The following is a 13,292-nucleotide window of genomic DNA, read 5'->3' on the forward strand; positions in this document are numbered from 1 at the left end:
GAATGGGTGGCAGGCTTCGTCTGGAATCAGTGGCAACCTTGGTCTGGAATACGCAGGCCGTAGTGGTTTCCAGTCGCTCAGCAACGTCTTTGGCGGCTTCACCGGCATCCAGGGCCAAGACGATTCGTGCTCGATGAACGAGATTCTGGCTCAGCGTGCTTGTTCGCAACCAGCTTTCAAGTTCCAGTTGATCGTTTACCGTAAGATTAAAGGGTGCTGGTTTCCGGGCCAAAACAGAGTCTCCAAACTCGTGAATAACAGCTCGAATTATAGCACATTTTCGCTTAGGAATTACCCGGACGGGACACTAGGACAACGTATTGTCCAACGCGGCCCGGCTTTTTCGTGAGAAAGGGTTCGACAAGACCTCACTCAAGGAGATTGCAGAGGCTTGTGACATGCTACCCGGGAGCCTTTACTATCGTTACAGCACCAAGGAGGCGCTCCTTGTGGAGCTGATGCGTCGGGGAGTTGACCTGGTGACAGCGGAGGTCGAAACCGCGTACGCCAGCTCGGACGAGCCCGTACAGCGATTGCGCCTTTGCATCAATGCACATTTGCGGGCGCTGTTAGTTGATTCCGACACCGTTTACGTACTTTTATTTGAGTGGCGGTCGCTGGGCCCGGCGGCCCGTGAGGAAGTTATTGCTTTGCGGGACCAGTATGAGTCCCTTTGGGCCGAGATCCTCGAAACGATGATTGAGCAAGGCGTGATTCAGAAGAATGTTGATGGCCGCTTGCTTCGCCTGATCAGCCTTGGGGCGCTTAACTGGGTCGCAACCTGGTTTGATCCGAAAGGTGCCTATACACTCGAATCCGTTGGCGATTTTGTCTGGAAAGTCATCATGAACGGTGTGATCGAGCAAGATTCCGAGTTTGGGCCGCGCTCTGAAACTAACCTGGATCCGTGACTCCGCAGGGGAGCTTCGCAACGCACCATGGGCATCTAGATAGGCCAGAACCTGGTCAAAACCGGATTGTTATTGTCCGGGGCGTCCAGAGGGTACCGGATTGGCCATCAAAACGGGAACGCCCCTTCACCTCCTGGAACCTGACTTATCGATTTTTGCTCCAAGAACAGGGCGCACTGATTTGCGCCGTTCAGATCACTGCTCCGACGGTAATATCAGGAACGGAGCAGTCTTGGGAATTCACTTGGGCCGGTTCATTACCACTACTTATGCGTCACCTTTCGCCCGGTAACCAGCCATCATACTCATCATCCAGCCTGGGTACTCCTCCGGGATACGACTCACCTCGTCCAGGGCTGTACGCTCGCCATCAGACAATCGGATCTGTGCGGCCCGGATATTCGCTTTCAGCTGATCCGGTCGCTTGGCACCAACAATAACACTGGACACAGGCGTCTGGTGCAGCAGCCACGCCAGCGCGATCTGGGCCACGGTGACGGGTTCACCGTCAATCTGCTTTCCGTCAGCCACCTCACGCATGACCTTGATAACCTCTTTGCCCCGCTCGCGGTTAACCGGAGGGAAGTCGAATTTGGCGCGCCGGTTCTCTTCGGACACATCCGGACCCTCGTATTTGCCGGACAGGTAACCGCCGGCCAGTGGGCTCCACACCATCAACCCGACCTTTTCCGACGCCAGCATGGGGATCACCTCCCGTTCCAGGTCGCGCCCCACCAGGGTGTAGTACGCCTGCACAGACGTGACCGGGCACAGGTTGCGGGCCCGGGTGATACCGATGGCCTTCATGACCTGCCAGGCGGCCCAGTTGGACAGGCCCACATAACGCACATAACCCTGTTGTACCAGCATGTTCAGCGCCTCCAGGGTTTCTTCGATCGGGGTGGCCGGATCAAAGCCATGGATCTGGTACAGATCAATGTAATCGGTCTGCAATCGCGTCAGACTCGCCTTGCATTCGCTCATGATGTGGCCACGGGAAGCACCACGAGCATTGGGGCCCTCGCCCATGGGCCCAAGCACCTTGGTGGCCAACACAACATCTTCCCGGCGAACACCGAGGTTTTTCAGGGATTGGCCGACGATGCGCTCGCTGGCACCGAAGCCATAGATATTGGCCGTATCGATGAAGTTGATGCCGGCTTCCAGCGCGATCTTCACCAGTTCGTCGGCCTGTTCCTGCTGCAATTGTCCGATCAGGCCCCAGATGTCTTCATCGCCGCCGAAGGTCATGGTTCCCAGGCAGAGTTCGGAGACGAACAAGCCCGAGTTTCCGAGTGCTCTGTAGCGTAACGGATTGTTATCAAATCTTGGCAAGTTGTGAGTGGTCATGTTGCACCTCCTGATAACAGGTTAATGTCACGAATTTCTGTCGCATCTCATTCATTGCCATTCAAACGCCAGTGTTGTTCCCTTCCGAAGCACTTTGGCACCGAGCCCTTAAAAGTTGTGTAGACGCATCAAACGGAGCGGGATCTTCTGCGGTGCGCGCCGCCAGGTGGGCGCCTTCCAGCATGGCCAGGATTGCGCAGGCTTCTTGTGCGGGATCAGAAATGGACGAAATTGACCCATCCCTCAGGCCCAGTTCAAAGGTTGCCCTGATCCAGTCCAGCACCATTGCCCGAACGCTACCCACCCGGTTGACAACTGCCTCGGGCAGGCTTTCGCGACAGATTGAAAAGGCAACGCACAGGCAGACCGTCTGGCCGTCATGCAGGGCACTTCGGTACACAGCGATGAGAGCACTCAGGCGTTCGCCGGCGCTGGAACAGGCCGCCTCTATTTCAGCCAGCCGCTCTTTCAGGCTGGTGTGATACCGCTCGATCAAACGCTCCGACAAGTCCGCCTTGGTCGGAAAATGATAATGAATGGAAGCCTTTCTGATGCCGATGGCCTTCGCGAGATCCGCATAGCTGAATCCGTCAAACCCTCTTGATCGGGCGGTGCGCTCTGCGAGGTCCAACAGGGTGGTTCTTGTGTCACGGTTCATAAATCGTCAATGTTTAACATCGTTCACTCAAGCAGTTGCCGAGTATGGCACCTTGATCAGGGGAAGGTTGAGATTCCTTCCACTGATCAAGCCCTTTTTGGCTCTTTGGCAGCCCAGAAATGTTCAGGCTCCTGCTGGTTACACTTCAGGGGTCCTGACAAACCGAAGGTGCCCTGTCTTCATCCAGATTTTCGCCCCACGGGCTCCGGCCGTTGCAGACAACGCTTCTCCTTCGGGCTGGCGCAGCCAGGCATTCCTGCCCAGCACACCATCATTCACCGTGACTTCGCCGTCCAGGAGCAGCATCTCGATCCCGCCGGCCGCCTCTGATGTCAGGGTAGCACCGGGCTCAAGCTTGCGGTAAGTGACCGTTTCACGCTCGTCCTCATGCAGGAGCGAGGTGGAAACGCCCTCCACCGGAGCACCCAGTTCCGCTTCCATGTTTTTGCTGAACTGGGTGCGGTCCGCCGGGTCGAACTGCCAGAGCTTGACAAAAATCGTACAGCCCTCGGCAGAGCCAGGTACATGAGAGGTGGTTGGCGGATTCCGCACATAGGTTCCCGCAGGATAATCCCCATGTTCGTCCTGAAACACACCGTCAAGTACGATGAATCCCTCACCACCGTCATGAGTGTGCGCCGAGAACCGGCTGCCTGGCGCATACCGCACAATACTGGTGGCACGGGCCACTTCGCCACCGATACGATCCAGCATTCGCCGCTCCACCCCTTTCATGGGTGAAGGGCGCCACTCAAGCTGGTCGGTGTCAATGACCACGGGCTTTGTGAAATCTGCATTGATTTCCATGCTCTGTCCTCCGGTTAATCAGTCCGCCAAGCCAAAAGACCCGGGCATCAGCCGGTAATTGACGGACGAGCCGCGACCCGGGCACGCCAGGCCAGGAGATGATCCAGGTGACCGGGAATGTCAACCTTGGCGAACTCTGCAAACACTAGCCCGGCATAAGCCGTGATATCCGCAACAGTGAAACGGTCACCAGCAAGAAACTCGTTTTCCGCAAGCACCTCGTTGAGATAGGCCATCGTGGACTGAGCGACCTCTTTCTGCTTATTGCCCCAGTCAGGGCATTGCCATGTCTCGAGGTCGGGCCCCAGGCCCTGGGTTGCGTGGTGGAAATACGCGCCCACCGCATTCATCAAACCGGATTCGGCACGAATATTCATCATCGCAATAACCGCACGCTCTTTAGGCGAGGCGCCCGTCAGGGAGGGCCCGTCAAACACACCGTCCAGGTACTCAGTGATGGCGTTGCACTGTGCAATGCAGGTGCCATCATCAAGCTCCAGTACCGGTACGGTGGCATCGGGGTTCTTTGCCCTGAAATCACTGGTACGGTGTTCACCACCCATGACATCCACCGGGACAAACACCACTTTATCGGTGGCGCCCTTCTCGGCAAGGGCAATGCGAACGCGCAGCGGGTTGGGAAAGCCTTCGGTTTCGTAAATTTTCATTGATCACCTCTGTTGGTCATTAAGCATACTGAACCCAATCTACCTATTGGTAGGTAGTTGCGCAAGAGGCAATTTGATTTTCTGTTTCAGTTTGAGCCGCTGACAAGACATTCCAACCAGCGAAAAGGGGCCAGAGCTTCTCGCAGTATCACCGTCGGGGTGACTCTAGCCAGCGGTTTATTCAAGCCCGAATGAAACTCGAGATTACTGCTGTGATTTGATCATATTTTAGTTTTGTGGATTTGAGATCTAAGCTGCTTCAGAAGATCTTTGGAGCTCTCATAATACAGAGTGTAGTACTGGTCCAGATCAGCCAGCTTGGCAAGCGTTTCTTCATTGGTGATCGTTGCCTTGGCTTCGGCGATCACCTCCTTTCGGGCCTCGAGTCGTTTTATCTGTCCTTCCACCAAAGCGGCGTAAGGATGGGAACGCATGGCGAAAAAATCCTGGCGCTCACCCGGCATGGTTCGGCGTTCAACAATACCGAGTCTTTCGAGAAAGCACGTATTCGTACTGACGCTCGCCTTACTGACGCGCAACGTATCCACAAGCTGCGATGAGCTGACCGGCTCATCTGACACGATAAGTGTCGCCCAAATTTGGCCGGCAATCCGGGAAAAGCCTTCGGATTGAGCCTGAAGACCGAGGCGTTCAATAAACCGTCTGTCTGATTCAGTCAGTGGTTTCATAATCTGAAGATTGCGATGAACTCTGCCAACCCCCTCCCAACGCGCGATACAAATTAACCGTCGACTGCAATTGATCGCGCCGCGTTTCCACGAGATCAAGTTCGGTTGTAAACAGGCTCCGCTCAGCATCCAGTACCTCCAGATAACTGGAGGCGCCACCCTCAAAGCGCAACCGCGCAAGTTTAGTGGTGCTCCGCAGTGCTGCTACCTGCCGGGCCTGCGCTTCCAGGCGCTCTTCGGCACCACGCACCCCGGCCATGGCGTCGAGCACCTCCCGAAACGCTACCTGAATGGCCTGACGATAGGCAATCAGAGCCTGGCGTTGACGCGCCTCCGCCTGATTGACCAGTGCCTCGGAACGCCCGAAGTCCAGCAACGGGCCGACCAGCGAGCCGCCCAACTGCCACGTGGATGCCGAATCCTGGAACAAGTCACCCCCGGACGCACTTCGCAGGCCCAGCAGCCCCTCGAATGAAATCCTGGGCAGGAACGCCGCCCGGGCAACACCGATTTCGGCGTTGGCCGCAATCAACGCCTGTTCGGCTGCGGCAATGTCGGGTCGCCGGACCATCAGATCCGCCGGCCGGCCGGCAGGAATGCTGGCTGGAACATCAATATCACCGATGGTATCCGCTACGGCAATATCACTCCGTACAATCTGTCGTGGCTCTCGTCCCAGAAGCACTGCCAAGGCGTTTCGCTGAAGGGTGTGCTGCTCACGAAGCCTCGGAAGCTCCGATTCTGCAGCGGCAAGCTCGGATTCGGCCTGCCGCAGGGCCAATTCATTAATCTCGCCTCCTTCAAACAGGGACCGTTGCAAAGCAACCGATTCGCGGCGGGACGATACGGTGCGTTCCGCGATCTCAATCTGGCGGTCAAGGGCTCGCAAATTGAAGTAACCATTGGCCACCTCACCAATCACGGCCAGTCTTACGGCCTCGCGATTCGCGGCGCTGGCCAGCAGCCGTGCCCGGGCCGCTTCGCTGGCATTGGCTAGCCGCCCCCAGAGATCCAGCTCGTACGATAGAACACCGCCAACCTGGATATCATTGAAGGGTTGACCACCAGTACTGTTGACGGACTCCTCACTCGGGCCCTGGCGCACCGCGGAGCCCTCCACCTCCAGAAGTGGGTATCGTTCTGCCTGCTGTCCGGTAAGGAGCGCCCTTGCTTCGGCAACCCGGGCAGCGGCGAGCTGCAGATCGTTGTTGGCATCAAGCGCCTCCTCAACAAGCGTGACAAGTGCCGGATCACCATAGCCACGCCACCAGTCCAGAGGGAGTTTCTCGTCCGCCGAAAGTCGTGCGGACGTCCAGTTTTCCGGCATCGACGGCTCGGGCTTCTTAACAGTCGGCGCGAGTGAGCAGCCACCAAGTGACAACACCATCAAAGTGGTCAGCAATACCTTAACGGTCATCAGCCACACCTCCGTCTGCACGTTCGGGAGCGGCCGATGCCGAGCCGTCCTGGTCTCTGGTGCCACTCAGAAAATCCGTGATACGGCGAACGACCACATAGAACAGTGGAATAAAGAACGTCGCCAGTATCGTTGCCGAAATCATGCCGCCGAGAACCGCCGTACCTATCGCAATACGCGTGGTTGCACCGGCCCCGCTGGCAAAAGCGAGCGGCAGCACACCCATGCTGAAAGCGACCGATGTCATCAGAATCGGCCGCAAGCGCACTCGCGCCGCTTCCTTGGTTGCCTCAATCAGCTTCATTCCCTGATCCTCGAGTGCTCGGGCGAATTCCACCAGAAGTATGGCGTTGCGGGCAGTGACACCAACGGTAGTAAGAATGCCAACCTGGAAGAAGACGTCGTTAGGGAGGCCCCGCACCATGGCTGCAAGTACCGCCCCAAGTACGCCCAATGGAACCGCCAACATGACGGAAATGGGGATGGTCCAACTTTCGTAGAGCGCGGCGAGCGCCAGAAACACCACCAGTACCGACAGCGCGTAGAGCAGGGGTGCCTGGGCACCGGCCTGACGCTCCTGATAGGACAGGCCGCTCCAGGCTCCGGCCACGCCGTCCGGGAGTTGCGCGATCAAACGCTCAACCTCTGCCATGGCCTCACCGGTACTGTAGCCTGGCGCCGGCTCACCCTGAATCTGGCGGGACGGGACACCATTGAAACGCTCAAGACGCGGTGAACCATATTCCCAACGCCCGTTCGTCACTTCGCTCAGCGGGGTCATCTCCCCATCAGCAGATCGCAGATACCAGGCCTCAAAATCCTCTGGCAGCATCCGGAAAGGGGCATCGCCCTGAACATAGACGCGCTTGACCCGCCCCTCATGGAGAAAATCGTTAACGTATTGCGAGCCCCAGGTCACCGACAGAAGCCGACTGATCTCGGAAAGCTCTATGCCAAGGGCTTGCGCCTTTTCGTGATCGATGTCGACTTTGTAACGGGGGTTGTCCGCCAGACCGTTGGGACGCACACTCGTCAGAACGGGGCTTTCGGCCGCTAACTGCAGCAACTGACCTTGCGCTGCCATGAGCGCTTCATGCCCGATGGCACCACGGTCCTGTAAACGCAACTCAAAACCCAGGGCCTGCCCCAATGCCGGTATCGGTGGCAAGTTGAAAGCAAAAGCCCGCCCATCACGAACTAGCCCGGCAAGCGCCCGGTTCGCCCGCTGAATGATGGCGCCGGCGCTTTGCGTCTCAGGATCACGCTCACTCCATGGCTTGAGATTGACGAACGCCAATCCCGCGTTCTGTGCCCGGCCAGCGAAACTGAAACCAGCGATTGTGAAGAGGCCCTGTACCTCATCCTGCTCCATAAAGTAATCTTCGATAACCTCAATGGTATCGATTGTGCGCTGCTGCGTTGCACCGGGAGGCAGCTGGTACTGAACCACAACAAAGCCTTGGTCCTCCGCAGGCAGGAATCCTCCTGGCAACCGCAAAAAGAGAACCGCGACCAGTCCGACGATCCCGAAGAACGCAAAGGTGTAAATCCATGCGTGGCGCGCCGTATGGCCAACCAGCCGGACATACCCCCGGGTTAATCGTGCCAGGCCGGTTTCAAACCAGCCGAACAGTTTTTGCAACAGGGTTCTTTCATGTGTGGGCTTGAGTATCCGACCGCACAACATGGGGCTGAGAATCAGAGCCACGAGCACCGAAAGGACCATGGCACCAGCAATACTCAGGGAAAATTGCCGATAGATTGCCCCTGTGGAGCCTGGGAAGAACGCCATCGGGATAAACACAGCAGACAGCACCACACCGATACCAATCAGAGCGCTGGCTATCTGCCCCATGGACTTGCGCGTCGCCTCCATCGGGCCCAGGCCGTCCTCATGCATCACGCGCTCGACGTTCTCCACCACCACGATGGCGTCATCGACCAGCAGGCCTATCGCCAACACCAGACCAAACAGGGTCAGCATGTTGATGGAAAAACCGAAAGCCGCCATGATCGCAAAGGTGCCTAGGAGCACGACCGGAATCGCGATCGCCGGCACCAGGGTGGCTCGCCAGCTCTGCAGAAACAGCAGCATCACCAGCACCACCAGTGCGATCGCTTCGATGATGGTCTGCACCACTGCGTCAATGGAGGCCTCTACGAAGGGCGCCGTCTGGTAGGGATACCGAATCTCCACCCCTTCGGGAAAATATGGCTCGAGCTCCTGAACCCGCGCTTTAACAGCCTCTGTGACCGCCAGAGAGTTGGCACCCGGCGCCAGATTGATGCCAAGGCCGGCAGCCGGTTCACCATCGTAGAAAGTGTCAATCTGGACCGCACCACCACCCAGCTCAACGCGGGCAACGTCACCCAGGCGCACGCGGGACCCGTCAGGCATACTCTTGAGTAGGATGTTGCGGAACTCATCGGTTGAGGTGAGCAAGGTCTGGGCGGTAACCGTAGCATTGAGCTGCTGGCCCTCAACTGCGGGCAGCCCGCCGAGCTGGCCGGCGGTGACCTGGGCGTTTTGCGCCTCGATGGCGGCGCTTACGTCGGCAACAGTCAGGCCGTAATTGGTCAACGCCGAGGGGTCCAGCCAAATCCGCATCGCATATTCAGAGCCGAAAACCTGAACGCTGCCGACGCCGGTCACCCGCCCGACAGGTTCCGCTAACTCGGAGCTGATGAAGTCAGCGAGATCCAGTTTGCTGAGGCGACCGTCGGTAGAGACGAATGCCATTACCATCAGAAAGCTGGTACTGGATTTCTCGACGCTGATCCCCTGCTGACGCACTACCTCCGGGAGCCGCGGTTCCGCCAGTTTGAGCTTGTTCTGCACCTGGACCTGGGCAATGTCCGGATCGGTGCCCGCCGCAAAGGTGAGAGTAATCGTAGCCTGGCCTGAGGAATCCGCCGTCGACCCCATATAGAGCAGGTTGTCGATGCCTGTCATCTCTTGTTCAATCACCTGAACCACCGTGTTGGACACGGTGTCCGCCGAGGCACCAGGGTAACTGGCCTGAATTTCAACCGCCGGCGGCGCCACGGAGGGATACCGCTGGACCGGCAAAACGAAGATCGCCATGATGCCCGCCAACATGGCAACAATGGCCAGAACCCAGGAAAAAACGGGTCTGGAAATAAAGAAATTAATCATTGTGCGGGATCCTCGTCTTCGGAGGCGCTTTGCTGTGAACTATCCTTTCCACTGGCTTGATGGTCTTGGGTGGGATGTAATGGAATATCTGCAGCAACCGGCTTCACCTTGGCCCCTGGCCGAACCTTTTGCAGACCGGAGACGATGAGGCGATCCCCCGGTTCCAACCCCTTTTCCACCAGCCAGAAAGCGCCAATGGCCCGCTCTGCCTCTAACTGGCGGGCGACAACCTCACCCTCCGGGTTGACCAGCAACGCCGTGGCCTCGCCTTGCGGATTACGACTCACGCCCTGCTGCGGCGCCAGAATGGCGTTCTCCCGTACCCCCTCGCTCAGGCGAACGCGCACGTACATTCCAGGCAGAAGGTCTTCGTCAGGATTGGGGAAAACGGCCCGCACAGTGACCGAACTGGTGCTTTGGTTGACGGTAACATCCGCAACGTCAACGCGTCCCTTATGCGGATAGGGAGTACCGTCTTCGCGCAATAAAACAGTCTCGGCTTCATTTGAGCCGGCCTTAGAAGCCGCGCCCTCCTTCAGAGACGACCGAATTCGAGCCAGTTTTTCGACCGGTAGCTGAATATCGACATACATGGGATCAAGCTGAACCACGCGCGCCAGGACCTGGGGCTGATTGGCGGTTACCAGTGCACCCTCCGTGTACAGTGTCGGGCCAATGCGCCCGGCGATGGGAGCCTTGACCTCGGTATACGCCAGCTCGATACCCGCTGTTTCGACCATCGCTTCGGATCGGGAGACATCCGCCCGGGCTGCCTCCAAGGCCGACAGCGCCTCATCACGCTGACGCTTGCTGACCGCATTCTTCTCATACAGGTTTGACGTACGTGCCCACTCCCGCTGAGCCTGTCGCAATTCGGCCTGTGCGCGCTCCAGTTCTGCCTGGGCCCGTTGATGGGCAGCACGGTATCGGTTGGGGTCGATCTGGTAGAGGACCTCACCTGCCTTGACCTGTGTGCCTTGTTCAAACAAGCGCTCCTGCAAGATGCCCGTCACTTGCGGCCTCACTTCCGAGATACGGTAAGCGGCGGTTCGGCCCGGCAGTTCCATTGAAAGGTTCACACGCTGTGGCTGTATTTCAACAACCCCGACTTCCGGAGGCGGCGGTGCAGACCGTTCAGCCTTTGCCTGACCGGAAGAATTGTCACAACCAGCCAGCAAAAGAACCGCCAACCACATTGGCAGCATGCGGGCACCAAGGAGACGCGCCATCAAACTCTTTTCTGTCTGCATACAACTAACCTCTGAATGGGCAAAAGACTGAAAACCGTTCAATTCTTCCTTCACTTATAACCAGGTAGACAGAACGATCGATCCAAACTGATCGAAGCCGTCCTTTTCCTTGAATTCTTCGCTGCGCCACAGGTAGGTGTAAGCGATTTGCCAGCGATCCCAGGTCAATGCCGCACCGACCTGGGCATCGCCAACCCACTCGCGACTATCAACGGAGTGGCTGTCCTCGAAAGTGTTGCCGTCGAGCAGCAGGTTGTGTGCCATATAGCGCCCTTCAACGGCAGCGAAGACGTACCAGCTAAAGCCCTGATTCCGCTGAAAAGAGGATTGCCCGCCTTGTGCGGGTGCGACTGACGGAATACCGAAGCTACGATCAAGCCCTTCTCCCAAACGAACCCCCAGGCCGCCAGAAGCGTAGGTATACAGGTTGCCGAGCGCAAATCCGGCAGACGGCCCATATTCAAAGGCCAGCCCACCGAAATCCTGTTGCATAAGCCAGGCACGTTCGTAACCGAAGTTGATGACTGGCTCGTTCTCAAGCTGATTGTCCCAACCCCGCGGCTTGTCTGCCGCAATAAGATCGTGGAAATTTCGTTGGACCACTTCAGCACCGGAAGCCGGTCCTACGATGCCCACGTCGATATGCAGGCTATCTGCCAAACGCAAAACACCATGTTCCTTCTCGCTCAGGAGCGAAATCCCACCAAACAAAAGGCCGGCATAGGGACGGTCATCTTCAATAAGCGTTTCAACCTCTATGTCTTCCGGCGTATACATCTGTTGACCAAACCGGTACGTTACACCATCAAGACCACTGCCAGACCAGCCTGGAATAACATCTGTAAGGCGGCGGGTCCAATGTCGATCAGCGGGCTCAAAGGCCCAGATCGCCTCTACACCGTTGGTGTATTGACCATCGCCGCCGGCGGAGAAGGCATCGTTTTCCACTTTCAAAGTCAGCAGACCGTCAGCGGACGCTGATGTCACAAGAAAGCCCAACAACAGACCTGAGCACAAACTCCGATAACGCTTTCTGCAGTAACGAGATTTCAACGATGAGTCCTCCTCCAAAATTGACTCAAGTGGCTACAAAAGAATTTGCTCCCGGATGCTGACAATCCCCCCCCACTACGAGCCAACCATAAAGGATGAGAGGCTCTCTCGCGCACCTTCGTTTAGTCTGTTCAATATGAACTGAACGTAACACAACCAATCACTGACGGTGAACCTTTTAGGCGGCGAAGTTACGGATTCAGGTATTTTTCAGCGCGGCGGCGTTTTCCATAACCCGCTCAAAAACGCGCAGGGTGACTTCCAGTTCCTTGTCGCCAATGCCTCTAAGCATCTCGTCCCGCAACAAATTACCCCGCTCAGCCAGGTCGCTCATAAAGCGCTCGCCAGCCTTGGTAAGATAAAGCCGCCGGGCACGCCGATCACGTTCGCAGAACCGGCGTTCGATCAGGCCCTGTTCCTCGAGGCCGTCAAGCAGACGAACCAGTGTCGGGTTCTCAATGGCCATCAGGTGGGCCAGTTCCCGCTGGGTAAGCCCTTCACCACCGCGCTGCAGGTAGACCATGGTAGACCAGCGCGCCTGGGTGACATTCAGATCTTTCAGGCGCTCGTCCAATAACTTGCGCCAGCGTCTTGCTACCCGGGCATTAGCAAAAGGGAACTGATCTCGAGGGGTTTGCGGGTCCATGTCACTGTCCTTTTACTGACGATTGAGCAATAGTAAGCTAATCAGTGGGACGAACGTAAGTTACATCGTTCGGGTTTTCGCCAGATCAATATGCAACCTGCATCATCCGGCGGATTCCCAGGGCCAGCTCGTCGGCTTCCGCTTTCCGGTACGATATGGAATCTTTCACTCCTTCAGAGACAGCAAACCTCCAGCGGATGCTGATATACCTTTTACACCGCCGACTTTTCGGTGGTCGCCGCAAATGATGAGACGCTCGCATCGCGTACTTTGTTTGATCTGTTCAATCTGGACTGATCGTAGTATGACATAACATAAAGAATCAGTCTTGGCTACCCGAGATTGACTGCCCTGCCCGGATATAAGACGATTATCATCTCGAATATTCTGCCCGAGATCAGTACGGTCAGCACAAGTAGCTCCCGTGGCAGAGATAGACGACGGAGTCGTGGTGGGCGTCGAGTTTCTTCTTGAGCTCCTGATTCCACGGCGCCGCCACCTCGATGGTAGCCAAGGTGTCCGCGCAGAGGTGATTGCGGACGGTGGGGCATCCTTACTGCCTTGCGACGGTTCCGATTGTTCGTGGTTGTTTTTCTGCCGAAAAGGGTCAAGGATACCGCTACTGAGGTTACCATCGAGTAGGAGGGGGAGTTACCTCCCCCGTCCTCTCACACCACCGGGCATAC

Annotated in this window: 11 protein-coding genes and 1 pseudogene; 1 reads left to right on the top strand and 11 read right to left on the bottom strand. The window is 57.1% G+C overall.

Features of this window, described 5'->3' with window-relative positions; translation table 11 throughout:
* A pseudogene (locus RO069_RS03820) lies at positions 1-232 on the bottom strand (hypothetical protein); the annotation flags it as partial.
* A gap of 88 nt (positions 233-320) precedes the next feature.
* Between RO069_RS03820 and RO069_RS03825 the strand changes: the two are divergent.
* Positions 321-911, top strand: coding sequence for a TetR/AcrR family transcriptional regulator (locus RO069_RS03825; RefSeq protein WP_091855189.1), 591 nt, complete (start codon positions 321-323; stop codon positions 909-911).
* Positions 912-1,178: 267 nt separating this feature from the next.
* Here the strand turns inward: RO069_RS03825 and RO069_RS03830 are convergent, their stop codons facing one another.
* From RO069_RS03830 to RO069_RS03875, 10 genes are all read right to left on the bottom strand, one after another.
* Positions 1,179-2,261, bottom strand: coding sequence for an aldo/keto reductase (locus tag RO069_RS03830; RefSeq protein WP_091855188.1), 1,083 nt, complete (start codon positions 2,259-2,261; stop codon positions 1,179-1,181).
* Between the two features lie 61 nt (positions 2,262-2,322).
* On the bottom strand, positions 2,323-2,892 hold the full coding sequence (locus tag RO069_RS03835; RefSeq protein WP_328185414.1) for a TetR/AcrR family transcriptional regulator: 570 nt from the start codon (positions 2,890-2,892) through the stop codon (positions 2,323-2,325).
* A gap of 165 nt (positions 2,893-3,057) precedes the next feature.
* Entirely contained in the window at positions 3,058-3,726 is a 669-nt protein-coding gene (locus RO069_RS03840) for a cupin domain-containing protein (protein WP_091855186.1), read from the bottom strand.
* Positions 3,727-3,773: 47 nt separating this feature from the next.
* Positions 3,774-4,394 carry a glutathione S-transferase family protein gene (locus RO069_RS03845; protein ID WP_091855185.1) on the bottom strand — a complete coding sequence of 207 codons (621 nt, stop codon included), beginning with the start codon at positions 4,392-4,394 and terminating at the stop codon, positions 3,774-3,776.
* A 221-nt stretch (positions 4,395-4,615) separates the two neighbouring features.
* A complete protein-coding gene (locus RO069_RS03850; RefSeq protein WP_091855184.1) occupies positions 4,616-5,083 on the bottom strand; it encodes a GbsR/MarR family transcriptional regulator in 468 nt (155 codons plus the stop codon).
* The gene (locus RO069_RS03855) at positions 5,067-6,500 is read right to left on the bottom strand and encodes an efflux transporter outer membrane subunit (RefSeq protein ID WP_091855183.1); all 1,434 of its coding nucleotides are present in this window, start codon (positions 6,498-6,500) and stop codon (positions 5,067-5,069) included. Before RO069_RS03855 ends, RO069_RS03850 begins: the two co-directional genes overlap by 17 nt.
* Positions 6,490-9,657 carry an efflux RND transporter permease subunit gene (locus tag RO069_RS03860; protein ID WP_091855182.1) on the bottom strand — a complete coding sequence of 1,056 codons (3,168 nt, stop codon included), beginning with the start codon at positions 9,655-9,657 and terminating at the stop codon, positions 6,490-6,492. The genes RO069_RS03855 and RO069_RS03860 overlap by 11 nt, the downstream gene beginning before the upstream one ends.
* Positions 9,654-10,907, bottom strand: a complete 1,254-nt coding sequence (locus RO069_RS03865) for an efflux RND transporter periplasmic adaptor subunit (protein WP_091855181.1) — start codon at positions 10,905-10,907, stop codon at positions 9,654-9,656. Before RO069_RS03865 ends, RO069_RS03860 begins: the two co-directional genes overlap by 4 nt.
* A gap of 54 nt (positions 10,908-10,961) precedes the next feature.
* Positions 10,962-11,960 carry a lipid A deacylase LpxR family protein gene (locus tag RO069_RS03870; RefSeq protein WP_091855180.1) on the bottom strand — a complete coding sequence of 333 codons (999 nt, stop codon included), beginning with the start codon at positions 11,958-11,960 and terminating at the stop codon, positions 10,962-10,964.
* Positions 11,961-12,159: 199 nt separating this feature from the next.
* The gene (locus RO069_RS03875; protein ID WP_091855179.1) at positions 12,160-12,606 is read right to left on the bottom strand and encodes a MarR family transcriptional regulator; all 447 of its coding nucleotides are present in this window, start codon (positions 12,604-12,606) and stop codon (positions 12,160-12,162) included.
* Between the last annotated feature and the right edge of the window lie 686 nt (positions 12,607-13,292).

The organism is Marinobacter sp. OP 3.4 (assembly GCF_036224885.1).
Taxonomy (GTDB): Bacteria; Pseudomonadota; Gammaproteobacteria; order Pseudomonadales; family Oleiphilaceae; genus Marinobacter.

Excerpts from the sequence above, each read along its gene's own strand:
- RO069_RS03865 (WP_091855181.1), bottom strand. The coding sequence starts at position 10,907 with ATGCAGACAGAAAAGAGTTTGATGGCGCGTCTCCTTGGTGCCCGCATG.
- RO069_RS03840 (WP_091855186.1), bottom strand. The coding sequence starts at position 3,726 with ATGGAAATCAATGCAGATTTCACAAAGCCCGTGGTCATTGACACCGAC.
- RO069_RS03875 (WP_091855179.1), bottom strand. The coding sequence starts at position 12,606 with ATGGACCCGCAAACCCCTCGAGATCAGTTCCCTTTTGCTAATGCCCGG.
- RO069_RS03845 (WP_091855185.1), bottom strand. The coding sequence starts at position 4,394 with ATGAAAATTTACGAAACCGAAGGCTTTCCCAACCCGCTGCGCGTTCGC.
- RO069_RS03850 (WP_091855184.1), bottom strand. The coding sequence starts at position 5,083 with ATGAAACCACTGACTGAATCAGACAGACGGTTTATTGAACGCCTCGGT.
- RO069_RS03830 (WP_091855188.1), bottom strand. The coding sequence starts at position 2,261 with ATGACCACTCACAACTTGCCAAGATTTGATAACAATCCGTTACGCTAC.
- RO069_RS03860 (WP_091855182.1), bottom strand. The coding sequence starts at position 9,657 with ATGATTAATTTCTTTATTTCCAGACCCGTTTTTTCCTGGGTTCTGGCC.
- RO069_RS03855 (WP_091855183.1), bottom strand. The coding sequence starts at position 6,500 with ATGACCGTTAAGGTATTGCTGACCACTTTGATGGTGTTGTCACTTGGT.